This window comes from Streptomyces sp. NPDC004284, assembly GCF_042874035.1.
Taxonomy (GTDB): Bacteria; Actinomycetota; Actinomycetes; order Streptomycetales; family Streptomycetaceae; genus Streptomyces.
Genome location: NZ_JBIAMJ010000025.1, coordinates 25,982 through 51,162, shown reverse-complemented (window position 1 = coordinate 51,162; position 25,181 = coordinate 25,982). Strand labels below are relative to the sequence as shown.

Genomic DNA, 25,181 nt, shown 5'->3' with positions numbered 1-25,181 from the left:
CCCGGGCCGCCCTGTACGGTCGTGACGTGAGTACGACCCCCGGCCCCGCCCCCGCGCCCGACCTCTTCACCTGGGAGTTCGCGAGCGATCCGTACCCCGCCTACGCCTGGCTGCGGGAGCACGCGCCCGTCCACCGGACGACGCTGCCCAGCGGGGTCGAGGCCTGGCTCGTGACCCGGTACGCGGACGCCCGGCAGGCCCTCGCGGACCAGCGGCTCTCCAAGAACCCGGCGCACCACGAGGAGTCCCCGCACGCGAAGGGGAAGACGGGCATCCCGGGCGAGCGCAAGGCCGAGCTGATGACGCACCTGCTCAACATCGACCCGCCGGACCACACCCGGCTGCGGCGGCTCGTGTCGAAGGCCTTCACCCCGCGCCGGGTCGCCGAGTTCGCGCCGCGCGTGCAGGAGCTGACCGACCGGCTCATCGACTCCTTCGTGGAGCGGGGCAGCGCCGACCTCATCCACGAGTTCGCCTTCCCGCTCCCCATCTACGCGATCTGCGACCTGCTCGGGGTGCCGGCGGAGGACCAGGACGACTTCCGGGACTGGGCCGGGATGATGATCCGGCACGGCGGGGGGCCGCGCGGCGGGGTCGCCCGGTCGGTGAAGAAGATGCGCGGCTATCTCGCCGAGCTCATCCACCGCAAGCGCGAGGAGCCGGGCGACGACCTGATCTCGGGGCTCATCAAGGCCTCCGACCACGGCGAGCACCTCACCGAGAACGAGGCCGCCGCCATGGCGTTCATCCTTCTCTTCGCCGGATTCGAGACGACGGTCAATCTGGTGGGGAACGGGCTCTACGCGCTCCTCCGTCATCCCGAGCAGCGCGCGCGGCTCCAGGCCTCGCTCGCCGCCGGGGAGACCGGACTCCTGGAGACCGGGATCGAGGAGCTGCTGCGGTACGACGGGCCCGTGGAGATGGCGACCTGGCGGTACGCGACGCGGGCGCTGACCATCGGCGGGCAGGAGATCCCGGCGGGCGACCCGGTGCTCGTGGTGCTCGCCGCCGCCGACCGGGACCCGGAGCGCTTCGACGGGCCGGACGTCCTCGACCTCGCCCGGCGCGACAACCAGCACCTGGGCTACGGGCACGGCATCCACTACTGCCTGGGCGCGCCGCTCGCCCGCCTCGAAGGACAGACGGCGCTCGCGACCCTGCTGACTCGCCTGCCGGACCTGCGACTTGCCGCCGATCCGGCCGAACTGCGATGGCGCGGCGGGCTCATCATGCGTGGTTTGCGCACGCTTCCAGTGGAGTTCTCCCCTTCCGTACCCCTCTTGGTTACTGACGAACCATCAGAAATGTGATCTTCGCGTGATCGGCGGTCCATCGACTTGTGACGGACATTCGAATGCGGCTACGTTTCCCGGCAGTCTCAGCCGTCACGCGAAAGGCGCTTCTATGCGTTCCGGGAACGGACGACACCGTCGCCCCCGTCAGGCCCCCGCCCTCGTCGTCGCCGCGGGCGTGACCGGATCCGCCATGGCGCTGCCGCTGCTCGCCACCGGATCCGCCTCCGCCGCCGACGCCTCCACCTGGGACCGGGTCGCCGAGTGCGAGTCCGGCGGCCAGTGGAGCGCCAACTTCGGCAACGGGATGTACGGCGGCCTCCAGTTCACCCAGGACAGCTGGGAGCGCAACGGCGGCCTCGCGTACGCGCCCAGCCCCGACCTGGCCAGCCGCGCCCAGCAGATCGCGGTCGCCGAGAAGGCGCTCGACAGGGGCAGCGACGAGTGGGCCACCTGCGCGCCGATCGCCGGCCTGAAGAACGACGGCAAGGCCACCGGCGTGAACCCCGGCCCGACGGCCGTCCCGACGACCCCCACGGGCCCCCTCCCCGAGTCCAACCGCACCGCGGGGACCGAAGGGGCGGCCGAACGGTCCGCCACGTCCGTGACCCCCGCCACTCCCGCGACCCCGGCCGCGCCGACCGGCCCGGCGCGTTCCGCCGCCTCCGCCGTGCCGGCCACCCCGGCCGCGCCCACCACCCCGGCGGCCCCGGTCACGCACGATGCGTCCGTTACGCCCGGTACGCCGGATTCTTCTGACGCGCCGAAGGGTGACGTGTCGTCGGCCACGCCCGGCACCGGCAAGCACCGGGGCGAGGCCGCCCCGGAGGAATCCGGCAAGGTGGACAGTTCTACTGAATCCGGTCGGCACGCATCGAGCGCGGACAAGGCCGCGGGGGCGCTCGGCACTCCCTCGGCGACCGATGCCGCGAAGGATTCGGGCACAACGGACAGTCAGGGCACTTCGGGCGAATACACCGTGCAGCCGGGTGACAGCCTGTCCGGCATTGCGGAGGAGAACGAACTCCCCGGAGGCTGGGCCGCCCTCTATGACGCCAACAAGAAGACGGTCGGCGTCGACCCGGACCTCATCCTCCCTGGTCAGAGCCTTGACCTGACGGAGGGTTCGACGGCGACGGCAGGTTAGTTCGCGGGCTTATGTCCGGTTCTGGGCAAGTGAGACATGGGTCTCTTCGCCCCAACTGGCGTGCCACGTCCGCAAACTTTGCTCCCGTCACCTCTCACCTGCGCAAACGCCACCCACCGGAGGGCAAGCAGGGGCGATATTTCCGCAATCGGCCTCTTTGAACTTCCGGTGGGTCTGTGTCTACGGTCGTCACCGCTCGCCACCGCGGGCCCCGTCGACCGAAACGCCGAATCCTGCCGTCGGCCGATGGGAACAGTCGTCGCGCAAGCGCCGAAGGCAGGAGTGGGGGACCCAAGGTAAGTGCCGGTCCCGGCCGTTGAGACAGACGGACGGACGACCGGCTTGGGGTGAAGCCGCGTGCCAGGACACGCGGCCGGGCAACTTTCCGGCCCGAACCCGACAGCTCACCTCACAGGCGTCGGTGAGGAGAATCCCCATGCTGTTTTCCGCCAAGGGCAAACACCGTCGTTCCTCCAGGGCCGCCCAGGTCGCCGCGCTCGTCGGCGTCACCGGTGTCGCCGTCGCCGCCCCGCTGCTGACCGCGGGCGCCGCCTCGGCCGCCACCACCTCCGAGTGGGACGCCGTCGCCCAGTGCGAGTCCGGCGGCAACTGGGCCATCAACACCGGCAACGGCTTCTACGGCGGCCTGCAGTTCACCAACTCCACCTGGGCCGCCTTCGGTGGCACCGCCTACGCCCCGCGTGCCGACCTGGCGTCCAAGTCCCAGCAGATCACCATCGCCGAGAAGGTCCTCGCGGGCCAGGGCAAGGGTGCCTGGCCGAGCTGCGGCGTCGGCCTCTCCAGCGCCTCCTACGACGGCGGCGCCGCCGAGAGCACCCCGCAGCAGAGCGCTCCGGAGCAGACCCAGCAGTCCGCCCCGCAGCAGCAGGCCGCCCCGAAGCAGCAGGAGCGTCGCGCCGAGCAGCCGACCACCCGCAGCGAGCACCGCAAGGCCCCGAAGGCCGACGCCAAGAAGACCGTCACCACGCCGACCGGCAAGAAGGTCAAGAAGGGCGACGGCGAGTACAAGGTCGTCACCGGCGACACCCTCAGCAGGATCGCCCAGGCGCACGGCGTCGAGGGCGGCTGGGCCAAGCTCTTCGAGCTGAACAAGGACGTCGTCGAGAACGCCGACCTCATCTACCCGGGCCAGCAGCTCCACCTGAAGTGAGCCCGGCGGCCCGCGTGAGTCCGGCGGCTCACGCGGCCCCGACGACCCTCCCGCGGTGACCACCCCGGTCCGGCGTGCCCTTCCCCCGTGCGCGCCGGACCGGGGTTCCCCTCTTTGGGGGCCCCGACGGTTACCGTCCAGTAGATCTGGGGCCCTTCGTCCCGTGATGCGTGCCCTTGGGTCCTTTTTCGTCCCAGGGGGCGGGCGCGCGGCGGGCCGGAGCCCCCGCGCCGGTTAGGCTCTTGTCGCAAGGCCAAGCGACCCTGCATCGACCTTGCGTCACATCCAGCGTCACATCCCAGAAGGAGATGCTCGTGCCGTCCATCGACGTCGTCGTAGCCCGGGAAATCCTGGACTCCCGAGGCAACCCCACGGTCGAGGTCGAGGTCGGCCTCGACGACGGCAGCACCGGCCGTGCTGCTGTTCCGTCCGGCGCCTCCACCGGTGCGTTCGAGGCCATCGAGCTTCGCGACGGTGACCCCAACCGCTACCAGGGCAAGGGTGTCGAGAAGGCCGTCCTCGCCGTCATCGAGCAGATCGGCCCGGAGCTCGTCGGCTACGACGCCACCGAGCAGCGCCTGATCGACCAGGCCATGTTCGACCTGGACGCCACGGAGAACAAGGGCTCGCTCGGCGCCAACGCCATCCTCGGCGTCTCCCTCGCCGTCGCGCACGCCGCCTCCGAGGCCAGCGACCTCCCGCTCTTCCGCTACCTGGGCGGCCCGAACGCGCACCTGCTGCCCGTTCCGATGATGAACATCCTCAACGGTGGGTCGCACGCCGACTCCAACGTCGACATCCAGGAGTTCATGATCGCCCCGATCGGCGCGGAGTCCTTCTCCGAGGCCCTCCGCTGGGGCACCGAGGTCTACCACACCCTCAAGGCCGTCCTGAAGGGCAAGGGCCTCTCCACCGGCCTCGGCGACGAGGGCGGCTTCGCCCCGAACCTGGACTCCAACCGCGAGGCGCTCGACCTCATCCTGGAGGCCATCAAGCAGGCCGGCTACGTCCCGGGCAAGGACATCGCGCTCGCGCTCGACGTCGCCGCGTCCGAGTTCTACAAGGACGGCAAGTACGAGTTCGAGGGCAAGTCCCGCTCGGCCGCCGAGATGACCGAGTACTACGAGGAGCTCGTCTCCGCGTACCCGCTGGTCTCCATCGAGGACCCGCTGTTCGAGGACGACTGGGCCGGCTGGAAGGTCATCACCGACAAGCTCGGCTCCAAGGTCCAGCTCGTCGGCGACGACCTCTTCGTCACCAACCCGGAGCGCCTCGCCCGCGGCATCGAGGAGGGCACCGCCAACGCCCTCCTGGTCAAGGTCAACCAGATCGGCTCGCTGACCGAGACCCTGGACGCCGTCGAGCTCGCCCAGCGCAACGGCTTCAAGTGCATGATGTCGCACCGCTCCGGCGAGACCGAGGACGTCACCATCGCCGACCTCGCCGTCGCCACCAACTGCGGCCAGATCAAGACCGGCGCCCCGGCCCGCTCCGAGCGCGTCGCCAAGTACAACCAGCTCCTGCGCATCGAGGAGATCCTCGACGACGCCGCGGTCTACGCCGGCCGCAGCGCCTTCCCGCGCTTCAAGGGCTGAACAGGCCTGACGCTGTAGATACGTCCGTCCCCGCACCCGGTCCCGTACCGTGTGCGGGGACGTACGCGTGAACAGGGGAGGCGACACGACATGGCCGCGAAGGACCGGGACCGGTTCTCGACCGCGACCCGGATCAGACTGCTCGGCGAGCAGACAGCCGCCCGTGTCTACCGCTCCCAGACCCGCCGCCAGGCCCGCCGCTCGCGGCTCACCGGCCGCGCGGCCTTCCTCGCCCTCGTGGTCTGCTCCCTCGTCGTGGCGCTCGCCTACCCGATGCGGAGCTACGTCTCCCAGCAGGGCGAGATCGCCGAGCAGGAGCGCCGGGCCGCCGAGGCCGCCCGGCGGGTCGAGGAACTGAAGGACGAGAAGGCCCGCCTCCAGGACCCGGCCTACGTCCGCCGCCTCGCCCGCGAGCACCTGCACTACCTGCTCCCCGGCGAGACCGGTTTCACCGTGAACGACCCCGACGCGGAGCAGCGGCCCCGCGCCGACCAGGGCGCGGAGGACCGCCCCTGGTACGACAACCTCTGGGACGGCGTCGACCACGCCGACCGCCCCTGACCCTCCTCCGCGACACACGAACAAGGCAGACATGGACACGCCCCCTCCGCAGACCGACCGCACCGAGCCCACCGAGACGGACATCGCGGCCTTCGAGCTCCAGCTCGGCCGCCCGCCCCGCGGCCTGCGCGCCATCGCGCACCGCTGCCCGTGCGGCAACCCGGACGTCGTCGAGACCGCGCCCCGGCTCCCCGACGGCACGCCGTTCCCGACCACGTACTACCTGACCTGCCCGCGGGCGGCCTCGGCCATCGGCACCCTCGAGGCCAACGGGGTCATGAAGGAGATGCAGGCCCGGCTCGCCACCGACCCGGAGCTCGCCGCCGCCTACCGGGCCGCGCACGAGGACTACATCGCCCGCCGTGACGCCATCGAGGTCCTGGAGGGCTTCCCGAGCGCCGGCGGCATGCCGGACCGGGTCAAGTGCCTGCACGTCCTCGTCGGCCACTCGCTGGCCGCCGGACCGGGCGTGAACCCGTTCGGCGACGAGGCGCTCGCGATGCTGCCGGAGTGGTGGGCGAAGGGCCCGTGCGTGAACCCGTGCACCGACGAAGGGAAGTCCTCCGAATGACCCGGGTCGCCGGAATCGACTGCGGCACGAACTCCATCCGCCTCCTCGTCGCCGACGTCCACCCGGAGACGGGTGACCTCGTCGAGCTGGACCGGCGGATGACGATCGTCCGGCTCGGGCAGGGCGTCGACAAGACGGGCCGGCTCGCCCCCGAGGCGCTGGAGCGGACCTTCGCGGCCTGCCGCGAGTACGCCGAGGTCATCAAGGAGCTGGGCGCCGAGCGGCTCCGCTTCGTTGCCACCTCCGCCTCCCGCGACGCCGAGAACCGCGAGGACTTCGTGAACGGGGTCGTGGAGATCCTGGGCGTGGAGCCCGAGGTCATCACCGGCGACCAGGAGGCCGCGTTCTCCTTCACCGGCGCCACCGGCGAGCTGCATGGCGACGACCGCCGGCTGGTCGTCGACATCGGCGGCGGCTCGACGGAGTTCGTCGTCGGCAACAAGCACGTCGAGGCCGCCCGCTCCGTCGACATCGGCTGCGTCCGGCTCACCGAGCGGCACGTCCGCCACGACCCGCCGACCGCCGAGGAGGTCGCCGCGATCCGCGCCGACGTCCGCACCGCGCTCGACCTGGCCGCCGAGACCGTCCCGATCGGCACCGCCGAGACCCTCGTCGGGCTCGCCGGCTCCGTCACCACGGTCGCCGCCATCGCCCTCGGGCTCCCGGAGTACGACTCCGAGAAGGTCCACCACTCCCGGATCTCCGCCGAACAGGTCGCCGAGGTGACCGACCGCCTCCTCGCCTCCACCCACGACGAGCGGGCCGCGATCCCCGTCATCCACCCCGGCCGGGTCGACGTGATCATCGCCGGGGCGCTCGTCCTGCGCGAGATCGTGGAGCGCGTCGGAGCCCGCGAGGTCGTCGTCAGCGAGCACGACATTCTCGATGGGATCGCCCTATCCGTGGCATAGCGGGCGGCTATCGAGCCCTTCCGGGACGGTCTTTCGATAGAAGTTCGTGAAGTTCTTCACAAGGAAAAGGGCCCTGATGGCGCCGGAGGAAGGTCTTTAGGCCCTCCGAGGGGCGTCTCAGGGCCCTTTCGCAGGTGCGAGGGCTACTTCGCTCGCTGTTTCCATCGCGTGAACGCACCGTGCGGTTCGAGGTGAACAGGCCCTCTCCAGGCCAGTTCACAAGGGGTGAACAACGTTCGCCCTTGCACCCTGGTTCCTTTGCAACACCATGACATGGATCACGTGGGCGGCGGAGTGTAGCAGAGGTGTCTCCGAACCTTGTGAAGGGGCGCACGAGCACCCCCCTCAGGCGGGGTGGATACTCGATCCCATGAGCACCACGGAGCGTCCCAGGATCCTCGTAGTAGGCGGCGGGTACGTAGGCCTGTACGCAGCTCGGCGCATCCTCAAGAAGATGCGCTACGCGGAGGCGACCGTCACGGTCGTCGACCCGCGGTCGTACATGACCTACCAGCCCTTCCTGCCCGAAGCCGCCGCCGGCAGCATCTCGCCGCGTCACGTCGTCGTCCCGCTGCGGCGCGTCGTGCGTGGAGCGGAGGTGCTCACCGGCCGGGTCACCACCATCGACCAGGACCGCAAGGTCGCCACGATCGCGCCGCTCGTCGGCGAGTCGTACGAGCTGCCGTTCGACTACCTGGTCATCTCGATGGGCGCGGTCTCGCGCACCTTCCCGATCCCCGGCCTCGCCGAGCAGGGCATCGGCATGAAGGGCATCGAGGAGGCCATCGGCCTGCGCAACCACGTCCTCGAGCAGCTCGACAAGGCCGACTCGACCACCGACGAGGAGGTCCGCCGGAAGGCGCTGACCTTCGTCTTCGTCGGCGGTGGCTTCGCCGGCGCCGAGACGATCGGCGAGGTCGAGGACATGGCCCGCGACGCCGCGAAGTACTACCAGAACGTGTCGCGCGAGGACATGCGCTTCATCCTGGTCGACGCGGCCGACAAGATCCTTCCCGAGGTCGGCCCGAAGCTCGGCCAGTACGGCAAGGAGCACCTGGAGTCCCGCGGCATCGAGATCTACCTCGAGACCTCCATGGACTCCTGCGTCGACGGCCACGTCGTCCTGAAGAACGGCCTCGAGGTCGACTCCAGCACGATCGTCTGGACCGCCGGCGTGAAGCCGAACCCGGCGCTCTCCCGCTTCGGTCTGCCGCTCGGCCCCCGCGGCCACGTGGACTGCAACGAGAAGCTCCAGGTCAACGGCATGGACTACGTCTGGGCCGCTGGCGACAACGCCCAGGTCCCGGACATGGCCGCGATCAAGGCCGGCGTCCCGCGCGAGCGCGCCTGGTGCCCGCCGAACGCCCAGCACGCCCTGCGCCAGGCCAAGGTCCTCGGCGACAACGTGGTGGCCGGCATGCGCGGCTTCCCGCAGAAGGAGTACAGCCACGCCAACAAGGGCGCGGTGGCTGGCCTCGGCCTGCACAAGGGCGTCGCGATGATCGTCATGGGCAAGATGAAGATCAAGCTCAAGGGCCGTCTCGCCTGGTACATGCACCGTGGCTACCACGGCATGGCGATGCCGACGTTCAACCGCAAGATCCGCGTCTTCGCCGACTGGACCCTCGGCATGTTCCTCAAGCGCGAGGTCGTGTCGCTCGGTGCCATGGAGACGCCGCGCGAGGAGTTCTACGAGGCGGCCAAGCCCGCCCCGGCGCCGGCCGCCCCGGCGCAGGAGAAGGCCAAGGCCTCGTAAGACCCCCGCAGGAGCAGTACCAGCAGGACCAGCAGTACACGCAAGGCCGTAAAAGGGCCGTCCGCCATCCGTGGTGCGGACGGCCCTTCGCGTGTTTTGCCGACTTGTTGCGCGGTGGCGGGACTGGAAACGCCTACGGACGGTGTTCCCTTGGTGACGAGCATTTCTGGGGCACGAGATCACGGAGGTGTGCACCATGGCCGACGCCGCGTCGCGGCTGACGACTCTCGCCGAGGAACTCCTCGGGGGACCGCTCCCGGTCCGTCTGCGAGCCTGGGACGGCAGTGAAGCAGGCCCCGCGGACGGCCCCGTCCTGATCGTCCGCGACCGCCGGGCCCTGCGGAGGATGATCTGGAAGCCCGGCGAACTCGGCCTGACCCGCGCCTGGGTGGCCGGCGAGATCGACGTCGAGGGAGACCTCTACGCCCTCCTGGACCGCCTCTCGGGCCTCCTGTGGGAGCGCGACGGGGAGACCAGGAGCCTGCTCGACTCCGTGCGCGATCCGAGGCTCCGGGCCGCCGCCCGCGGACTGCTGCGGCTCGCCGGGCCCCTGCCGCCGCCGCAGCCCCCGGCCGAGGAGATCCGCGGCCGCAGCGGCAGCCGGCACAGCAGGCGCCGCGACAAGCAGGCGATCAGTCACCACTACGACGTGGGCAACGACTTCTACGAGCTGGTCCTCGGCCCCTCGATGGTCTACTCGTGCGCGTACTGGACCGAGGACGGCACCCTGGAGGACGCCCAGCGCGACAAGCTGGACCTCATCGCCCGCAAGCTGCACCTCAAGGAGGGCGACCGGCTCCTCGACGTGGGCTGCGGCTGGGGCTCCATGGCCCTCCACGCGGCCCGCGAGTACGGCGTGAAGGTCGTCGGCATCACCCTCTCCCGCGAACAGGCGGCCTACGCCCGCAAGCGGATCGCCGACGAGGGACTCACCGACCTGATCGAGATCCGCGTCCAGGACTACCGCGACGTCACCGACGGTCCGTACGACGCGATCTCCTCGATCGGCATGGCCGAGCACGTCGGCACCGCGAAGTACCGGGAGTACGCCGACGACCTGTACGGCCTCCTCAAGCCCGGCGGGCGGCTCCTCAACCACCAGATCTCCCGGCGCCCCGAGCCCGACGAGGAGGCCTACGAGGTCGACGCCTTCATCGACGCGTACGTCTTCCCCGACGGCGAACTCGCCCCCATGGGCCGCACCTTGACGACCCTGGAGGACGCCGGCTTCGAGGTGAGGGACGTCGAGGCGATCCGCGAGCACTACGCGCTCACCCTGCGCCGCTGGGTGGCCAACCTGGAGGCCGACTGGGACCGTGCGGTCCGGCTCACCTCGCCCGGCCGGGCCCGGATCTGGCGGCTCTACATGGCGGCCTCGGCGGTCTCCTTCGAACGCAACCGGATCGGCGTGAACCAGTTCCTCGCGGTGAAGACCCCGGTCTCGGGGGCGAGCGGGACGGCGCTGCGGCCGCGCGTCTGGCAGGAGTGAGAATGCGCGAAGGGCCGGTCTCCCCGACGGGGAGACCGGCCCTTCGCGCATCCGTACTACTCGGCCTTGATCGCGGAGAGCATGTTCAGCTTCGCCGCGCTGCGGGCCGGCCACAGGGAGGCGAGGACGCCGACCAGGGCGGCCAGGACCAGGAAGAGCCCGATCCGGTCCCAGGGCAGGACCAGGGCGTAGCCCGGCAGGCTGCTCTTGACGGTCTCGCCGATCGCCCAGCCGAGGAACGAGCCGAGGCCGATGCCGACGACCGCGCCGAACACCGAGATGACCACGGCCTCCAGACGGACCATCCGCTTCACCCGGCGCCGGTCGAGACCGATCGCCCGCAGCATGCCGATCTCCTGCTGGCGCTCGAAGACGGACATCGCGAGGGTGTTGACGACGCCGAGGACGGCGATGATCAGGGCCATGCCGAGCAGGCCGTACATGACGTTGAGGATCATGTTGATCGGGCCGCCGAAGGCGTCACGGATGTCCTTCTTGTCCATCACGGTGATGGCCGGGTTGTCGCCCATGGCCTGCGACAGGGCCTTCTCGCCGGCGGCGGAGGCGCCGCCGTCCATCTTGACGAAGATCTGCGGGACGTACGGCTGCTGCTCGTGCGCGTCGAGGAGCTTCTTGTCCATGAGGACGGGCGAGACGAAGTCGCTGCTCTCGTAGATCGCGCCGACGGTCAGCCTGGCCTTCTGCTTGTCCATGTACTCCACGGGGACCGCGGCGCCGACCTTCAGGCCGCGCTTCTCGGCGGTCTTGCTGTCGACGGCGATCTGCCCCTTGGCGAGGGAGTCCATCGAGCCGTTGACGACGTCGATCTTGAGGACCTTCTCGATGGCGCCGGGGGTGACGCCGGAGGCGGAGGTGAACTTGCCCTTGATGTCGAGGGCGCCGGACTGCTGCGGGGAGACCGCCGTGACGCCGGGGGCCTTCTCCAGGGCCGTCAGGGCCTCGTCGCTGAGGCCGGTGCCGCTGGCCATGGTGACCATGTAGTCGGCCTTGATCTGGTCGGTCGTCGCCTTGTCGAGGGCCGAGCCGACCGTGGCGCCGAGCACCGAGAGGCCGGTGACCAGGGTCAGGCCGATGGCGAGCGCGGAGGCGGTGGCGCCGGTGCGGCGCGGGTTGCGGACCGCGTTCAGGCCGGCGAGCTTGCCGGAGACCCCGAAGACCGACACGAAGAGCGGGCGGATCAGGGCGATCACGGGCCGGGACAGGAAGGGGATCAGGACGATCACGCCGATGAGGGTGGCGAAGGCGCCGCCCGCGATCAGCATGCGGCCCTGGTCGCCGCCCTGGCCGGCGCCGAGCACGATCAGGACGGCACCGATCGCGGTGAGCACGGCGCCGATGGAGTTCCGCACGACGAGCGACTTGGTGCTGGCGGTGGCGTGGACGCTGCTCATGGCGGCGACCGGCGGGATCTTCGCGGCGCGGCGGCCGGGCAGCCAGGCGGCGAGCATGGTGATCAGGACGCCGACGCCGAAGGCGGCGAGGGCGGGGGCGGCTTCGAGGACCAGCGGGCCGTCCGGGACCTTCAGGTCGAAGGCGGTCATCGCGGAGCGCAGGCCGACCGCGAGGCCGACGCCGCAGGCGTAGCCCACGGCGGAGGCGACCAGACCGACGAGACCGGCCTCGGCGAGGACGGAGCGGGTGATCTGCTTGCGCGAGGCGCCGACCGCGCGCATCAGGGCGAGTTCCTTGGTGCGCTGGGCGACCAGCATCGTGAAGGTGTTGGAGATCAGGAAGACGCCGACGAAGAGCGCGATGCCGGCGAAGCCGAGGAGCACCTGGTTGAGGGTGCCCATGCCGTCCTCGATCTGCCGGGCCTGCTCGTCGGCGAGGGCCTGGCCGGTCTGGGCGGTGGCGGCCTTCGGGACGACGGTGAGGACCTCGTCGAGGAGCTTGTCGGCGTGCGCGCCGGAGGCGGCGACGACGTTCAGGTCGGAGAAGTAACCCGGCTTCAGGTAGAGCTTCTGGGCGACCGGGGTGTCGAACAGGACCAGGCTGCCGCCCGCGTTGACGGCGCCGTCCTCGGTCGTGAAGACGCCGGAGAGGGTGTACTCCTTCACCGGGCCGTTGGTGGCGACGCGGACGGTGTCGCCGACCTTGTAGCCGCCCTTGTCGGCGGTGGCCTTGTCGAGGGCGATCTGGTCGGCCTCGACCGGGCCGTCGCCGGACGCGAAGGCGTACGCGGCGTCCTTGCCGTCCTTGCTGGGGGCGAAGTTGGCGCCCTTGTTGGCCCAGCCCAGGCCGATCAGCTTGCCGTTCTTGTCGGGCACGCCGGCGAAGCCGTCGACGCGGGGGGTGACGGAGGCGACGCCGTCGAGCTTCGCGACCTTGTCGACGACCTGCTGGGAGAGGCCGGGGGTCTTGCGGGCCTCCTCCGGGTCGGGCCGCAGGCTGACGGCGACGGCGACGTCGTCGTAGCTCTTGGCCGACTGGTTGCGGAAGGCGCTGGAGAGGGTGTCGGTGAAGACGAGGGTGCCGGAGACGAAGGCCACGCCGAGCATCACGGCGAGGACGGTCATCAGCAGCCGCGCCTTGTGCGCGAGGACGTTGCGCAGGGCGGTACGGAACATGGCGGGGTCCTGAAGTTCGGGAAGGCGGAGGGCGGGAGCGGCTCGGGGCCGCGTCAGCTCGTACGGCCCTTGGCGTCGAAGGCCTTCATGCGGTCGAGGACGCCGTCCGCCGTCGGGCGGATCATCTCGTCGACGATCCGGCCGTCGGCGAGGAAGATCACGCGGTCCGCGTAGGAGGCGGCCGTCGCGTCGTGGGTGACCATGACGACGGTCTGACCCAGCTCCCGCACCGAGTTGCGCAGGAAGCCGAGGACCTCGGCGCCCGAGCGGGAGTCCAGGTTTCCGGTCGGCTCGTCGCCGAAGATGATCTCGGGGCGGGAGGCGAGGGCGCGGGCCACGGCCACGCGCTGCTGCTGGCCGCCGGAGAGCTCGGAGGGGCGGTGGCTGAGCCGGCCGGAGAGGCCGAGCATGTCGATGACCTGCTGGACCCACTGCTTGTCGGGCTTGCGGCCCGCGATGTCCATCGGCAGCGTGATGTTCTCCAGGGCCGTCAGCGTCGGCAGCAGGTTGAAGGCCTGGAAGATGAAGCCGATCTTGTCCCGGCGCAGCTGGGTGAGCTGCTTGTCCTTCAGGGTGGAGAGCTCCGTCTCGCCGATCCGGACCGAGCCGGAGGAGAAGGAGTCCAGGCCGGCGACGCAGTGCATGAGCGTCGACTTGCCGGAGCCGGAGGGGCCCATGATCGCGGTGAACTCGCCCTGGCGGAAGTCCACGGTGACATGGTCGAGCGCGACCACCTGGGTCTCGCCGTGACCGTAGACCTTCGTGAGATCCGTGGCGCGGGCGGCCACCGCGGTGGCGCGGGACACGGTGGGGGTGGTGGTCACGGGAGGACTCCTGTCACTGCGACTGCGATTCGGGAACCCCTCCATCGTGTCGAGCGTTCCGCTTCGGGTCGTCCGCCCACGTGCCCGTTCTGGGGGCAGTCTCGAGTCTGACCGGAGGTCCGGTCTCTCCTCCTTTGGGATGACGGGAGCCCCGAGTCCGTCCGGCGGGGAACCCGCCGGACGGAGGTGACAGACCTGCGGCGACTTTTCGTCATTCCAGCGGGTACGGCTTTGCGCCTGCGACCCCCGTCACAGTTTGGCGAAAGGCCTCCCACCTGCGCTGACGCACCCTCAGACGTCAATAAAATAAGACAACATCGGGACGACGTTCCGCTGATCGGGGGAAAGCGTCCCGATAGGCTCATGTGCCGACGCGGAGCTTCGCGGCGACGCCCGGATGGTGGAATGCAGACACGGCGAGCTTAAACCTCGCTGGCCTTCGGGCCGTGCCGGTTCGAGTCCGGCTCCGGGCACCACGGTGTCGCTAGGACGGCAGGCGCTCCAGCAGCCAGGAGCCGTACTCCTCGGAGAGGAGCGCGCCGCTCCCGTCCGCCTCGCCGGTGATCACGTCGTCGGCGATCTCGTCGTCCTTGCCCAGCCCGTCGTCCACGCCGCTGTCGACCATGCGCAGGAAGAGCGGCCGCTGCGGACGCCCGCCCGTGCGGTCCAGCTCGGCCTCGTCCTCCAGCGCGGGGGCGGCGCCGTCGTGGGAGAAGTGGACCGAGGTCTGGTGGTCGATCCGCTGGTACTCCATGGTCGCGAGGCCGTAGCGGGCGGCGAGGGCGCCGTGGCCGGTGCCGCCGACGACGAGCGGGGCGGAGCCGTACCGCTCGGCCGTCGCGCGCAGGACCGTGTTCTGCACGGCGCCGCCGTCACCGGTCATGGAGCCGCCCTCGGAGAGGGCGAGCAGGATCAGGTCGTGGCCGCGCGCGTGGAGTTCGGAGCGGAGGGCGTACGCGTCGTGGTCGGCGGCCTCGGTGAGGGTGGCGAGGTCGGTGCCGGAGTCGCCGACGAGGATCACGGGCTTCGTGAGGTGCTCGCCCGCGAGGAAGACCCACGCGGTCGCGTTGCGCAGGGTCCAGACGGCGTTCGGTACGGCGGTCATGTGGCTCTCCTGGGGAGGGGTTCCTGACAGGGGCGAGCCTGGTGGAGCGGGACCGGCCGTCGTCGACGAAGATCGAAAAATGACGGGAAAAGATCCTCCTGGAGCACTAGGGAGTTTCTTTTGCCTACCCATTACCCTTGACGCAGGGCCGCGCCGTGCGGTCCGCCATGGAGGAGTGAGATGAGGAGCAGCAACCCGGTCTTCTCGCGACGGGGGTTCAGCCGCGACGCCGGCTACGCCGGTTTCAACGCGCAGCAGCCGCAGGCCGGGGGCCCCGCCGTCGGAACCAACCCGTACGCCCAGGGCGCGGCGAACCCGTACGCGACCAACCCGTACGCCCCGCAGGACGTCCAGCTCGGTGCCCCGCAGCAGGCCCGCGGCAACGTGATGACGATCGACGACGTCGTGAGCCGTACGGCCATGACGCTCGGCACGGTCGTGCTCACCGCCGTCCTGTCCTGGCTGCTGCTGCCGGTCGACCCGGCGAACCTCGGCAAGTCGTACGGCATCGCCATCGGCGCCGGCCTGGTCGCCATGGTCCTGTCGCTGGTGCAGTCCTTCAAGCGCAAGCCGTCGCCCGCGCTGATCCTGGGCTACGCGGCCTTCGAGGGCGTCTTCCTCGGCGTGCTCTCCGCGGCCGTCTCGACGTACATCGCCGACGGCGTGGTCGTCCAGGCGGTCCTGGGCACGATGGCGGTCTTCGCCGGTGTGCTCATCGCCTACAAGATGGGCTGGATCCGCGTCACCCGCCGCTTCTACGGCTTCGTGATGGCCGCCGCCATGGGCTTCGTGATCCTCATGGCCGTCAACCTGCTCTTCTCGGTCTTCGCCGGCGGTGACGGCCTCGGCTTCCGCAGCGGTGGCCTCGGCATCGTCTTCGGCATCGTCGGCATCATCCTGGGCGCCTGCTTCCTCGCCCTCGACTTCAAGCAGGTCGAGGACGGCGTGACCTACGGCGCGCCGCGCGAGGAGGCCTGGCTGGCCGCCTTCGGTCTCACCATGACCCTGGTGTGGATCTACCTGGAGATGCTGCGTCTGCTGTCGATCCTCCAGGGCGACGACTGACGCGTCGCGCTCCGAACGACGGAAGGGCCCGTCCGGCTTCGCGCCGGGCGGGCCCTTCCGCATGTCCGGGAAGGGGCGTGTTGGCACGGGTGCCGGGCGGGCGCGTAGGGTCGCGGCGTGCACGATACGAGTGAATTGACCGCCGCCGTCGAGCGGTTCGCCGACCGGCTGCGGGCGGCCCCGCACAGCCGCCTCCAGAAGGGTGCGGCGGCCGAGGGGCTGGCCCTCGCGAGGGAGTTGTCGGTACGCGCCCAGCGTGCCGAGAACCCGGACCGGGAGCCGAGGACCATGCCGGACGCGGGCCTGTTCGCGGTGGGCGACCAGCTCACCGTCGCCGGGAACGATCTGGCCGAGATCCTGCGAACGGCCCCGGCCGGCTCCCACGAGGGGGAGCTGGACGAGGCCGTGAGGCTGGTGCGGGAGGCGACGGAGCGCTCGGGGCTGTAGGGGGACGGCTCCCTGGGGCCCCTGGGGGGCTTGCGGGGGCTTACAGGGAGGCGATGACGCGGTCCGCGAGGATGTAGACGTTCTCCTCGTCCGAGTCGCCGTACGAGAAGGTCAGGGCGAAGGCGCCCGAGACGCCCGAGCCGCCGAGCAGGACCGGGGTGCGGCCCGCGCGCAGGGCCTCCGCGAGGCGCTCCGCGGTCTCGCGGTGCCCCGGGGTCATACAGAGCGTGGTGCCGTCCGCGAAGACGTACACGTCGAGGGTCCCGAGCGGGCCCGGACGCACGTCCGTGAGCGCGGTGCGGGTGTCCGCGAGCTCCTCCAGGCGGGCCACCGTCCGCTCGTGGTCGGTGACGACCGGCGTCTGCACCGGCACGAAGTCCGGGTGCGAGGGGTGGCGGCGGCGGGCCGCGGCCAGCTCGGCCGAGTCCTCGGGGTACTCGTCGAAGGCGTCGAAGGCGTCCAGCGGGTCGGGGCCGTCGAGCGCGGCGGCCTCCGCCTCCATGGCCTCCAGGGCCATCGCCTCCAGGCCCACGAAGTCGGCCTGGCGCGGCACGAAGAAGGCGCCCTCGTCGGCCGGGCCGACCGGACCGCCGAGCAGGGACGGGGCGTCGGCCGCGTCACGGGCCTCCTGCGCGGCCCAGAAGGCGCGCGCCTCGGCGAGCTCGCGCTCGCGCTCCTCGGCCAGCGCCTCGGCGACCGCGGCCCGTATCTCCGCGGCGGGCGTGGCGCGGGCCGCGGGGACCGTGGCGCCGTGACCGGCGGCCAGCTCGCCCCGCAGGGCGCCGACCTCCTTGCGGAGACCGTGGACGGCGTGCAGGGCAGCAGCGCCCACGGCCGTGGCAGCGGCCGTGGTCAGCAGCAGGGCAAGAGACATGGCGCTCACTGACGTACTCCCGATTCCGAGTCGATCCCCCGACTTCCTACATCAGCTTGTCCCGGGGCGGTGCCCGCTGTCAGTGCATTACGTCACGAATTGGACAGGTATTTCTACCAGGTGTTTAGTCCCGGAACTGCTCTGACCTGGGAAAACGAACTCCCCCGGGATATAGGTCACATCCTGGGGGAGATTCGGTCACGGCTCGGACGCGGTGCGGTTGACGCACCCGGCCATGGGTTAGCTGAGGCGCTCGATGACCATCGCCATGCCCTGGCCGCCGCCGACGCACATGGTCTCCAGGCCGAACTGCTTGTCGTGGAACTGGAGGCTATTGATCAGCGTGCCGGTGATGCGGGCGCCGGTCATGCCGAAGGGGTGGCCGACGGCGATGGCGCCACCGTTGACGTTCACCTTGTCCAGGTCCAGGCCCAGGTCCTGGTAGGAGGGGATGACCTGGGCGGCGAAGGCCTCGTTGATCTCGGCGAGGTCGATGTCGCCGATGGTCAGGCCGGCGCGCTTGAGGGCCTGCTTGGAGGCCTCGACCGGGCCCAGGCCCATGATCTCGGGGGAGAGGCCGGAGACGCCGGTGGAGACGATGCGGGCCAGCGGGGTCAGGCCGAGCTCGCGGGCCTTGGTGTCGGACATGATCACGAGCGCGGCGGCGCCGTCGTTCAGCGGGCAGCAGTTGCCGGCGGTGACCAGGCCGTCGGGGCGGAAGACCGGCTTGAGCCCGGAGACGCCCTCCAGGGTGACGCCGGCGCGCGGGCCGTCGTCCTTCGACACGACCGTGCCGTCGGGGGTCGTGACCGGGGTGATCTCCCGCTCCCAGAAGCCGTTCTTGATGGCCTGCTCGGCGAGGTTCTGCGACCGGACGCCGAACTCGTCCATCTCCTGGCGGCTGATGCCCTTCCAGCGGGCCAGGTTCTCCGCGGTCTGGCCCATGGCGATGTACGCGTCGGGGACGAGGCCGTCCTCGCGCGGGTCGTGCCAGGTGGAGCCCTCGGACTCGGCGACGGCGGCGGTGCGGGCCTCGGCCTCGGCGAAGAGCGGGTTGTGCGTGTCGGGCAGCGAGTCGGAGTTGCCCTTCACGAAGCGCGACACCATCTCGACACCGGCCGAGATGAAGACGTCGCCCTCGCCCGCCTTGATCGCGTGCATGGCCATGCGGGAGGTCTGCAGGGAGGAGGAGCAGTACCGGGTGATCGTGCAGCCCGGCAGGTGGTCCATGCCCATCTGCACGGCGACGATGCGGCCCAGGTTGTTGCCCTGCTCGCCGCCGGGCAGGCCACAGCCCAGCATCAGGTCGTCGATGTCCCGCGGGTCCAGCTCGGGCACCTTGGCCAGGGCGGCCTGGATGATCGTGGCGGTGAGGTCGTCCGGCCGCAGGTCCTTCAGGGAGCCCTTGAAGGCCCGGCCGATGGGCGAACGGGCGGTCGAGACGATCACGGCTTCGGGCATCACGGCTCCATGAGGGTGCGGAGGGGGCGGACTGAACAGGAAGTTACCCGTACGTACCGCACGGGTCACCGCCCGGACGGTGTGACGCGGACCTCTTTTCTAAGCGTACGCTCAGGGCGGTGCCCCGCGGCTACGCCTGGGCGTCCTCCGGGGCCGGGGCCGGAGTCTCCGCGGCGGGGAGGCGCCGCCGGCGGCGGTGCTTGAGGAGGGCCCAGGGGGCGCGGGCCCCCGTGACCTCCGTGCCCGCCTCGCGCGCCGCCTCCGCCGCCGCCTTCGCCACCGGCAGCATGTTCTCCCGCCGGTCCGGCTCCAGGCGGTCCGGCTCCGGCCAGACGCCCAGCGAGGCGCACAGCGTCGGCAGGATCGCCATCGCCGCCGTCGCGTACCCCTCCGCCGAGGGATGGAAGTTGTCGATCCCGAACATCTCGCGCGGGTTCGCCGCGAACTCGGGCCCGAGCAGGTCGCCCAGCGAGACCGTCCGCCCGCCCTGCTCCACCACCACGATCGTCTGCGCCGCCGCCAGCTGCCGCGAGGCCCGCCGGGCGAGCCAGCGCAGCGGCTGGTAGACCGGCTCGATCGTGCCGAGGTCCGGGCAGGTCCCGACGACCACCTCCGCGCCCGCCGTCCGCAGCCGCCGCACGGCCGAGGCGAGGAGCCGCACGGACTCCGTCGGCGCCAGCCGGTGCGTCACGTCGTTCGCCCCGATCATGATCACGCACACGTCCGGGGGCCCGAGCGGCTGCGCGAGCAGCAGCGAGACCTGCCGCTCCAGGTCGTCCGAGCGCGCCCCCGACAGGGCCACGTTCCGCAGCACCACCGGGCGCTCCGCGACCGCCGCGAGCCCCGAGGCGAGCAGCGCGCCCGGGGTCTGACCCGAGCGGCGCACCCCCTGCCCGGCGGCCGTGGAATCACCCAGAAGGGCCAGCCGCAGCGGGTCGTCCGTGCCGAACGCCCGGCCGTAGAGGCCGTCCGCCCCCGGCGGCAGCGGTGCCGGCACACCGTAGACCGAGCGCTTCGCGAGCTGTGCCTCGGCCAGGAGGAGGCCCACCGCCGCCACCCCGATCAGCCCGATGCTCCCGCCGCCGTACGCCGCACCCGCGGCGATCCGCCGCGCCACCCTCGCCCTCGACATGGGGGCCGTCACCTCCTTCAAGCCGTTAAGGGTCTAACTGCCCCGTAAGGCGTCCCGACTACGCATACGCTGGCCACACCATTACGGAGACCCCGGAGATTACGGTGCAATTCCACGACTCGATGATCAGCCTCGTCGGCAACACCCCGCTGGTGAAGCTCAACAACGTCACAGCGGGCATTCAGGCGACCGTTCTGGCCAAGGTCGAGTACTTCAACCCCGGCGGCTCGGTCAAGGACCGGATCGCCGTGCGCATGATCGAGGCGGCCGAGGCGAGCGGCGAGCTCAAGCCCGGCGGCACCATCGTCGAGCCCACGTCGGGCAACACCGGCGTCGGCCTGGCGATCGTGGCCCAGCAGAAGGGCTACAAGTGCATCTTCGTCTGCCCGGACAAGGTGTCGCTCGACAAGATCAACGTGCTGCGGGCCTACGGTGCCGAGGTCGTCGTCTGCCCGACGGCCGTCGACCCGGAGCACCCGGACTCGTACTACAACGTCTCGGACCGGCTCGTCCGCGAGACGCCGGGCGCCTGGAAGCCCGACCAGTACTCGAACCCGAACAACCCGCGCTCGCACTACGAGACCACCGGTCCCGAGCTGTGGGAGCAGACGGACGGGAAGATCACCCACTTCGTCGCGGGCGTCGGCACCGGCGGCACCATCTCCGGCACCGGCAACTACCTCAAGGAGGTCAGCGGCGGGAAGGTCAAGGTCATCGGCGCGGACCCGGAGGGCTCCGTCTACTCGGGCGGTTCCGGCCGTCCGTACCTGGTCGAGGGCGTCGGCGAGGACTTCTGGCCGACCGCGTACGACCGGAACGTCACGGACCGGATCGTCGCGGTGTCCGACAAGGACTCCTTCCAGATGACCCGCCGCCTCGCCAAGGAGGAGGGCCTCCTCGTCGGCGGCTCCTGCGGCATGGCGGTCGTCGCGGCCCTGGAGGTCGCCAAGGAGCTCGGCCCCGACGACGTCGTCGTCGTGCTGCTCCCGGACTCCGGCCGCGGCTACATGTCGAAGATCTTCAGCGACGAGTGGATGGCCGGCCACGGCTTCCTGGAGGACACCACCACCGCCACCGTCGCCGACGTCCTGCGCCACAAGGAGGGCGGCATGCCCTCCCTCGTCCACATGCACCCGGACGAGACGGTCGGCCAGGCCATCGAGGTGCTGCGCGAGTACGGCGTCTCCCAGATGCCCATCGTGAAGCCCGGCGCCGGCCACCCCGACGTCATGGCCGCCGAGGTCGTCGGCTCGGTCGTCGAGCGCGAGCTCCTCGACCACCTCTTCACCAAGAAGGCCTCCCTGGAGGACCCGCTGGAGCAGCACATGAGCGCGCCGCTGCCGCAGGTCGGCTCCGGCGAGCCGGTCGCCGACCTGATGTCCGTCCTCGGCGAGTCCGCCGACGCGGCGATCGTCCTGGTCGAGGGCAAGCCGACCGGTGTCGTCAGCCGTCAGGACCTGCTGGCCTTCCTGGCCAACGGCGGCTCGAAGTAAGCGGTACGAAGCAGTTCGTGCGAATGGTACGAGGGCGACACGTACCCGCAGCACCCGCTTAACACGCGTCCGGCACATTGGTGTCTGTCGGCGTCACGGACCTCCGGAGCGGCTCCCGGGCCTCCACAGACGCCGCGGACGCGGTGACCGGCCCTGACCCGGGCCCGTGTCCCCCGCGGGGACCGCCGTCGTCCCGCCCCCCGGTGACGGGGGTGCGGCGGTCCCCGCGTCCACCCCTCCTCAGGTCAGGACGCCGTGAACACGGAGCGAAGAGGCAGGACCGCGCCCTGGGGCAAGGCCGTGGCCGCGGTCCTGCTCGCCCTCCTCGTGACGCTCGTCGCCCTCGTCACCGTCTCCCGTCTCCAGGAGTCGGCCAGGGAGCGGAACGCCTTCGAGGCCACCCGCGCGGACGCGGACCGGTTCGCCGACGTCCTTGCCGCCGAGGGCGCCACCCCCTCCGAGCAGGACGTACGGGACGCCTTCGACGCGTTCGCCGGCGGGAGCCCGCAGCTCGGGACGGTCGTCGGGGTGCGCCCCACGGGGCACGGCACCCGGGTCCTCGTCCTCTTCTCCCGTCCCTATGAGCGGACCCAGCCGCTGTTCGGTCCGGCCGACGCCATGGCCACCCGCTGCTTCACCATCGATCTCCCGGGGGCCGGCCGGACCCGGCCCGTGGTCACGGCCCACGGTCCGGAGGAGTCCTGTACGGGGACGGCCGCGGCTGCATATCCTTATGCAGAGTCTTCCGTGAGTGAATAGGTGAAGGGGGCGGCATGAGCGACAGCCCGGCCGGTCGGCTGCAGGCGCTCTTCGAGGGGCACCGGCTGACGCCGACGCAGCGGAGGATCGCCCACTCCATGGTCCGGCGGGCCAATGACGTGCCGTTCCTGTCCAGCGTGGAGCTGGCCGAGCTCGCCGGGGTCAGCCAGCCCTCCGTCACGCGCTTCGCCGTCGCCCTCGGGTTCGACGGCTATCCGGCGCTCCGCCGTCACCTCCGCGAGGTCGCGCCGCCCGAGCCGGGCGCCGGCGAGGGGGAGGACGAGGCGCTCAACGAGTACCAGCAGGCCGTCCTCGCCGAGATCCAGAACCTCCGGCACCTCGCCGGGCTCCTCGCCGACCCCGCGCCCGTCGAGCGGGCCGGGCGGCTCCTCGCCGGGTCCCGGACGCTGCCCGTGCTCGGACTGCGGGCCGCCTCCTCGCAGGCGCGGGGCTTCGCCTACTTCGCCGCGAAGGTGCACCCGGACGTCCGGCTCCTCGACGAGGGCGGCTCGATGCTCACGGACCGCATCGACGCGGCCGTACGGGCCGGGGCCACGGCCCTGCTCTGCTTCGCGCTGCCCCGGCACCCCAAGGAGGTCGTCGAGGCCCTGGAGTACGCGCGCAAGGCCGGGCTCACGGTCGTGACCGTCGCCGAGTCGGCGTTCGCGCCCGTCGCCCCCCACAGCGACCTGCTGATCCCGGCCGCCGTCGGCACCGGGCTCGCCTTCGACACCGCCTGCGCGCCGATGCTGCTCGGCCGGGTCCTCCTGGAGGCCATGGCGGACGAACTCCCCGACGCGCAGGCGCGTCTGGAGGAGTTCGACACGAAGGCGGCGGCCCGGGGCCTGTTCGTCGAGTAGCCGTCAGACCTCGAGCTCCGCCTCGATCTTCTTCAGCTGGTGGCGGGCCATCGCCAGGTTCGCGCGGCTCTTGTCGAGCGCCAGGTAGAGGAAGAGGCCGTTGGTGCCGCGCCCCTTGAGCAGCCGGATCAGGTGGTACTGGGAGCCGAGGGTGATCAGGATGTCCTCGATCTCCTCGTTGAGCCCCAGCATCTCCATCGCCCGGACCTTGGCGCGGACGACGTCGGTGTTGCCCGCCGCGGCCATGTTGAGGTCGAGCTCCTTGCCGCCGCCGATCGTGCCGAGCGCCATGCCGCTGGTGTAGTCGACGAGGGCCGCGCCGATCGCGCCTTCGATCGTGGTCGCTTCCTTGAGGGAGGTCTCGGTGTTCGCCATGGTGTCGTACTTCTTCCTTCTCGGTGCTGTTCGGACGGTTCAGTTCAGGTCTTTGCGTTCCAGCGCGCCGTCGACGAGCTCCCCTATCCGGGCGCCGGACCTGCGGGCCTCCAGGTGGAGCCGGCCGACGTTGATCCGGGGTTCGGCGAGCAGGGTCAGGACGGCCGAGCCGCCCGCCGCGTACGTCGCCACATAGCCGTTGTCGCCGCGTACGAGCAGTTCGAGGAAGCGGCCCTGCCCGGTGGTGTCGGTCAGCCGCTGTCCGACGCCGAGCGCCGCCGCGGTCAGCGCGGCCACGGTCTCCGCCTCGCCGTCCGCCGTGTCGTGGGCGAGGACGAGCCCGTCGGCGCTGGCCGCCAGGGCTCCGGTGAGCTGGGGCAGCCGGGCCCGCAGTCGTCTGAGCTCGCCGAGGACCTCGGCTTCTGCGGTCATGAGCTGTCTCCTCTCGGCGCGCATGCGCAGGGCACGCCTCATCACAGGTGTGCCTCCAGGGCGTCACGGAGCCGGCGCAGCAGGGCGATGTCGGGGTCGGCCACCGGCGGGGCGGGTAAGGGCGCCGGCGGTGGCGGTACGGGTTCGGGTTCGGGTTCGGGCGGGGTCTCGACGAGCCCGGCGGCGGCGAGGCGCCGCACGTCGAGGAGCGTGTGGAAGGCGGGCCGGCCGAGCAGCCGGGCCAGCTCCGCCGGGGTCCGCCGCCCGTCGGCGGCGGTGAGCAGCGCGCGCTGCCGGGCCCCCACGGTCTGGCCGGGGGCGGCGGGGCGCGGCACGACGGGGGCGGTGTCGACGGAGGCGTACGGCCAGACGGCGTCGAGGAGTTCGCGGCGGCGGACGGTCTCGCGCTCGACGGCCTCGGCGGAGACCGGCCGCACCGTCCCGAACCAGTGCCCCACCCCGTACCGGAAGCGGGTCGGCCCGCTGGTGGGGGAGAGGGCGAAGAAGGCCGCGTCGAAGACGGCGCCGAGGTGGCAGATCTCCAGCTCGCCGTCGTGGATCCGGCCGCTGTCGACGAGGAAGCGGCCGACCGCGCGGTGCGCCCCGGCCCGGTCGACGGCCTCGTCCCAGCCCTCGCGGGGCAGCCGGCCGCCGGTGGTGAGGAGGACGTCGACGCCGGGGGCGGCGGGGGACTCGGCGTGCACGACGCGGCCGTCGACGAGGTAGAGCGTGCCGTGGTCGCGGAGCAGGGCGCCGGTGGCCTTCTCGGCGGCGAGCCGGACCAGCATGGGGGAGACGCTCATCCGAGGACCAGCTTGTCTGCGAGGTCGCGGAGCCGGAGCCGGGCGAGGGCGAGGTTGCCGGAGTCGCGGTCGAGCCAGAGGTGGAGGAAGACGCTGCTGTCGAAGGAGGTCTCGACGAAGCGGAGGACGTGGTAGCCGGCGCGGGTGGTGACGATGAGGTCCTCGACGGGCGCGCCTTCGGTCTCCCCGGCGGTGAACGAGTCGAACTCGGCGGCCGAGCGGGCGAGTTCGGCGGTCTCGGCGGCCGTCGTCTCGTGGTCGCCGACCGGTGAGTCGCCGGCCGTCCCGAGCGCCAGCCCACTGGTCCAGTCGACCAGGGAGGCGCCCCGGGCCCCGGGCAGGGCCATGGCCTCAAGCAGGCACTCGTCGATTCCGGGCACGCGGATTCCCCTCCCGATACGGCGTGCGGGCGTGCGGCAGTGACGGTGACGCTACTGAACGTTCCGGCCCGGGGGAGGCGTTCTGGCATT

At 71.3% G+C, this 25,181-nt stretch carries 24 protein-coding genes, 1 tRNA gene and 1 riboswitch; of the genes, 15 read left to right on the top strand and 10 right to left on the bottom strand.

The genetic code is table 11. The features are described from left to right. Nucleotides 1-26 precede the first annotated feature (26 nt). The 9 genes from ACFYUS_RS37150 (at nucleotide 27) to ACFYUS_RS37110 (ending at nucleotide 10,493) form a co-directional block, all read left to right on the top strand. On the top strand, nucleotides 27-1,310 hold the full coding sequence (locus ACFYUS_RS37150; protein WP_388862391.1) for a cytochrome P450: 1,284 nt from the start codon (nucleotides 27-29) through the stop codon (nucleotides 1,308-1,310). A gap of 94 nt (nucleotides 1,311-1,404) precedes the next feature. Further along, nucleotides 1,405-2,439, top strand: a complete 1,035-nt coding sequence (locus ACFYUS_RS37145; protein WP_388862389.1) for a transglycosylase family protein — start codon at nucleotides 1,405-1,407, stop codon at nucleotides 2,437-2,439. A gap of 258 nt (nucleotides 2,440-2,697) precedes the next feature. Beyond that, a riboswitch (cyclic di-AMP (ydaO/yuaA leader) is annotated at nucleotides 2,698-2,872 on the top strand. A gap of 3 nt (nucleotides 2,873-2,875) precedes the next feature. Next, entirely contained in the window at nucleotides 2,876-3,610 is a 735-nt protein-coding gene (locus tag ACFYUS_RS37140; RefSeq protein ID WP_388862387.1) for a transglycosylase family protein, read from the top strand. Between the two features lie 308 nt (nucleotides 3,611-3,918). Then, on the top strand, nucleotides 3,919-5,205 hold the full coding sequence (eno, locus tag ACFYUS_RS37135; protein WP_388862385.1) for a phosphopyruvate hydratase: 1,287 nt from the start codon (nucleotides 3,919-3,921) through the stop codon (nucleotides 5,203-5,205). A gap of 90 nt (nucleotides 5,206-5,295) precedes the next feature. Continuing rightward, entirely contained in the window at nucleotides 5,296-5,766 is a 471-nt protein-coding gene (locus ACFYUS_RS37130; RefSeq protein WP_388862383.1) for a septum formation initiator family protein, read from the top strand. 31 nt (nucleotides 5,767-5,797) lie between these two features. After that, nucleotides 5,798-6,337: a DUF501 domain-containing protein gene (locus ACFYUS_RS37125; RefSeq protein WP_388862381.1), complete on the top strand. Its 540-nt coding sequence runs from the start codon at nucleotides 5,798-5,800 to the stop codon at nucleotides 6,335-6,337. Further along, entirely contained in the window at nucleotides 6,334-7,248 is a 915-nt protein-coding gene (locus ACFYUS_RS37120) for an exopolyphosphatase (RefSeq protein WP_388862379.1), read from the top strand. Before ACFYUS_RS37125 ends, ACFYUS_RS37120 begins: the two co-directional genes overlap by 4 nt. A 370-nt stretch (nucleotides 7,249-7,618) precedes the next feature. Beyond that, nucleotides 7,619-9,004: an NAD(P)/FAD-dependent oxidoreductase gene (locus ACFYUS_RS37115; protein ID WP_388862377.1), complete on the top strand. Its 1,386-nt coding sequence runs from the start codon at nucleotides 7,619-7,621 to the stop codon at nucleotides 9,002-9,004. 196 nt (nucleotides 9,005-9,200) lie between these two features. Beyond that, nucleotides 9,201-10,493 (top strand): class I SAM-dependent methyltransferase, encoded by a 1,293-nt coding sequence (locus ACFYUS_RS37110; RefSeq protein WP_388862375.1) that lies wholly within the window; start codon nucleotides 9,201-9,203, stop codon nucleotides 10,491-10,493. 56 nt (nucleotides 10,494-10,549) lie between these two features. Here the strand turns inward: ACFYUS_RS37110 and ACFYUS_RS37105 are convergent, their stop codons facing one another. Then, nucleotides 10,550-13,081: an ABC transporter permease gene (locus tag ACFYUS_RS37105; RefSeq protein ID WP_388862373.1), complete on the bottom strand. Its 2,532-nt coding sequence runs from the start codon at nucleotides 13,079-13,081 to the stop codon at nucleotides 10,550-10,552. Between the two features lie 53 nt (nucleotides 13,082-13,134). Continuing rightward, nucleotides 13,135-13,905, bottom strand: a complete 771-nt coding sequence (locus ACFYUS_RS37100; RefSeq protein ID WP_388862371.1) for an ABC transporter ATP-binding protein — start codon at nucleotides 13,903-13,905, stop codon at nucleotides 13,135-13,137. Nucleotides 13,906-14,296: 391 nt separating this feature from the next. Between ACFYUS_RS37100 and ACFYUS_RS37095 the strand changes: the two genes are divergently transcribed. After that, nucleotides 14,297-14,381, top strand: a tRNA-Leu gene (locus ACFYUS_RS37095). A gap of 8 nt (nucleotides 14,382-14,389) precedes the next feature. Here ACFYUS_RS37095 and ACFYUS_RS37090 read toward each other — a convergent pair. Further along, complete coding sequence (locus ACFYUS_RS37090) at nucleotides 14,390-15,010, bottom strand: hypothetical protein (RefSeq protein ID WP_388862369.1); 621 nt, start codon at nucleotides 15,008-15,010, stop codon at nucleotides 14,390-14,392. A 180-nt stretch (nucleotides 15,011-15,190) separates the two neighbouring features. On the opposite strand from ACFYUS_RS37090, the gene ACFYUS_RS37085 reads away from it, so the two are divergent. Both ACFYUS_RS37085 and ACFYUS_RS37080 read left to right on the top strand, forming a co-directional pair. After that, complete coding sequence (locus ACFYUS_RS37085; protein ID WP_388862367.1) at nucleotides 15,191-16,075, top strand: Bax inhibitor-1/YccA family protein; 885 nt, start codon at nucleotides 15,191-15,193, stop codon at nucleotides 16,073-16,075. A gap of 117 nt (nucleotides 16,076-16,192) precedes the next feature. Continuing rightward, nucleotides 16,193-16,522, top strand: a complete 330-nt coding sequence (locus ACFYUS_RS37080) for a hypothetical protein (RefSeq protein WP_388862365.1) — start codon at nucleotides 16,193-16,195, stop codon at nucleotides 16,520-16,522. A 40-nt stretch (nucleotides 16,523-16,562) separates the two neighbouring features. Here the strand turns inward: ACFYUS_RS37080 and ACFYUS_RS37075 are convergent, their stop codons facing one another. From ACFYUS_RS37075 to ACFYUS_RS37065, 3 genes are all read right to left on the bottom strand, one after another. Next, the gene (locus ACFYUS_RS37075) at nucleotides 16,563-17,396 is read right to left on the bottom strand and encodes a hypothetical protein (protein ID WP_388862363.1); all 834 of its coding nucleotides are present in this window, start codon (nucleotides 17,394-17,396) and stop codon (nucleotides 16,563-16,565) included. A 240-nt stretch (nucleotides 17,397-17,636) separates the two neighbouring features. Further along, entirely contained in the window at nucleotides 17,637-18,857 is a 1,221-nt protein-coding gene (locus tag ACFYUS_RS37070; protein WP_388862361.1) for an acetyl-CoA C-acetyltransferase, read from the bottom strand. Nucleotides 18,858-18,987: 130 nt separating this feature from the next. Continuing rightward, nucleotides 18,988-19,989 carry an SGNH/GDSL hydrolase family protein gene (locus tag ACFYUS_RS37065; RefSeq protein ID WP_388862359.1) on the bottom strand — a complete coding sequence of 334 codons (1,002 nt, stop codon included), beginning with the start codon at nucleotides 19,987-19,989 and terminating at the stop codon, nucleotides 18,988-18,990. A 104-nt stretch (nucleotides 19,990-20,093) separates the two neighbouring features. Here ACFYUS_RS37065 and ACFYUS_RS37060 point away from each other — a divergent pair, with 104 nt between their 5' ends. From ACFYUS_RS37060 to ACFYUS_RS37050, 3 genes are all read left to right on the top strand, one after another. Continuing rightward, nucleotides 20,094-21,482, top strand: coding sequence for a cystathionine beta-synthase (locus ACFYUS_RS37060; RefSeq protein ID WP_388862357.1), 1,389 nt, complete (start codon nucleotides 20,094-20,096; stop codon nucleotides 21,480-21,482). A 255-nt stretch (nucleotides 21,483-21,737) separates the two neighbouring features. Continuing rightward, nucleotides 21,738-22,241 (top strand): hypothetical protein, encoded by a 504-nt coding sequence (locus ACFYUS_RS37055; protein WP_388862355.1) that lies wholly within the window; start codon nucleotides 21,738-21,740, stop codon nucleotides 22,239-22,241. 14 nt (nucleotides 22,242-22,255) lie between these two features. Then, a complete protein-coding gene (locus ACFYUS_RS37050; protein WP_388862353.1) occupies nucleotides 22,256-23,101 on the top strand; it encodes a MurR/RpiR family transcriptional regulator in 846 nt (281 codons plus the stop codon). A gap of 3 nt (nucleotides 23,102-23,104) precedes the next feature. On the opposite strand, the gene ACFYUS_RS37045 is transcribed toward ACFYUS_RS37050, so the two are convergent. From ACFYUS_RS37045 to ACFYUS_RS37030, 4 genes are read right to left on the bottom strand one after another with little or no spacing between them, the layout of a single operon-like run. Further along, nucleotides 23,105-23,476: a hypothetical protein gene (locus tag ACFYUS_RS37045; RefSeq protein ID WP_388862351.1), complete on the bottom strand. Its 372-nt coding sequence runs from the start codon at nucleotides 23,474-23,476 to the stop codon at nucleotides 23,105-23,107. A gap of 39 nt (nucleotides 23,477-23,515) precedes the next feature. Then, nucleotides 23,516-23,950, bottom strand: coding sequence for a roadblock/LC7 domain-containing protein (locus ACFYUS_RS37040; protein ID WP_388862349.1), 435 nt, complete (start codon nucleotides 23,948-23,950; stop codon nucleotides 23,516-23,518). Then, on the bottom strand, nucleotides 23,950-24,711 hold the full coding sequence (locus tag ACFYUS_RS37035) for a transcriptional regulator (protein WP_388862347.1): 762 nt from the start codon (nucleotides 24,709-24,711) through the stop codon (nucleotides 23,950-23,952). Before ACFYUS_RS37035 ends, ACFYUS_RS37040 begins: the two co-directional genes overlap by 1 nt. Further along, entirely contained in the window at nucleotides 24,708-25,091 is a 384-nt protein-coding gene (locus tag ACFYUS_RS37030; protein WP_388862345.1) for a hypothetical protein, read from the bottom strand. Before ACFYUS_RS37030 ends, ACFYUS_RS37035 begins: the two co-directional genes overlap by 4 nt. Between the last annotated feature and the right edge of the window lie 90 nt (nucleotides 25,092-25,181).

What these genes read in the sequence shown, in the direction of transcription:
- ACFYUS_RS37125 (WP_388862381.1), top strand. Translation starts at nt 5,798, where the DNA reads ATGGACACGCCCCCTCCGCAGACCGACCGCACCGAGCCCACCGAGACG.
- ACFYUS_RS37040 (WP_388862349.1), bottom strand. Translation starts at nt 23,950, where the DNA reads ATGAGGCGTGCCCTGCGCATGCGCGCCGAGAGGAGACAGCTCATGACC.
- ACFYUS_RS37120 (WP_388862379.1), top strand. Translation starts at nt 6,334, where the DNA reads ATGACCCGGGTCGCCGGAATCGACTGCGGCACGAACTCCATCCGCCTC.
- eno (WP_388862385.1), top strand. Translation starts at nt 3,919, where the DNA reads ATGCTCGTGCCGTCCATCGACGTCGTCGTAGCCCGGGAAATCCTGGAC.
- ACFYUS_RS37035 (WP_388862347.1), bottom strand. Translation starts at nt 24,711, where the DNA reads ATGAGCGTCTCCCCCATGCTGGTCCGGCTCGCCGCCGAGAAGGCCACC.
- ACFYUS_RS37090 (WP_388862369.1), bottom strand. Translation starts at nt 15,010, where the DNA reads ATGACCGCCGTACCGAACGCCGTCTGGACCCTGCGCAACGCGACCGCG.
- ACFYUS_RS37065 (WP_388862359.1), bottom strand. Translation starts at nt 19,989, where the DNA reads ATGTCGAGGGCGAGGGTGGCGCGGCGGATCGCCGCGGGTGCGGCGTAC.
- ACFYUS_RS37115 (WP_388862377.1), top strand. Translation starts at nt 7,619, where the DNA reads ATGAGCACCACGGAGCGTCCCAGGATCCTCGTAGTAGGCGGCGGGTAC.
- ACFYUS_RS37140 (WP_388862387.1), top strand. Translation starts at nt 2,876, where the DNA reads ATGCTGTTTTCCGCCAAGGGCAAACACCGTCGTTCCTCCAGGGCCGCC.
- ACFYUS_RS37045 (WP_388862351.1), bottom strand. Translation starts at nt 23,476, where the DNA reads ATGGCGAACACCGAGACCTCCCTCAAGGAAGCGACCACGATCGAAGGC.
- ACFYUS_RS37070 (WP_388862361.1), bottom strand. Translation starts at nt 18,857, where the DNA reads ATGCCCGAAGCCGTGATCGTCTCGACCGCCCGTTCGCCCATCGGCCGG.
- ACFYUS_RS37130 (WP_388862383.1), top strand. Translation starts at nt 5,296, where the DNA reads ATGGCCGCGAAGGACCGGGACCGGTTCTCGACCGCGACCCGGATCAGA.
- ACFYUS_RS37085 (WP_388862367.1), top strand. Translation starts at nt 15,191, where the DNA reads ATGAGGAGCAGCAACCCGGTCTTCTCGCGACGGGGGTTCAGCCGCGAC.
- ACFYUS_RS37145 (WP_388862389.1), top strand. Translation starts at nt 1,405, where the DNA reads ATGCGTTCCGGGAACGGACGACACCGTCGCCCCCGTCAGGCCCCCGCC.
- ACFYUS_RS37110 (WP_388862375.1), top strand. Translation starts at nt 9,201, where the DNA reads ATGGCCGACGCCGCGTCGCGGCTGACGACTCTCGCCGAGGAACTCCTC.
- ACFYUS_RS37105 (WP_388862373.1), bottom strand. Translation starts at nt 13,081, where the DNA reads ATGTTCCGTACCGCCCTGCGCAACGTCCTCGCGCACAAGGCGCGGCTG.
- ACFYUS_RS37050 (WP_388862353.1), top strand. Translation starts at nt 22,256, where the DNA reads ATGAGCGACAGCCCGGCCGGTCGGCTGCAGGCGCTCTTCGAGGGGCAC.
- ACFYUS_RS37075 (WP_388862363.1), bottom strand. Translation starts at nt 17,396, where the DNA reads ATGTCTCTTGCCCTGCTGCTGACCACGGCCGCTGCCACGGCCGTGGGC.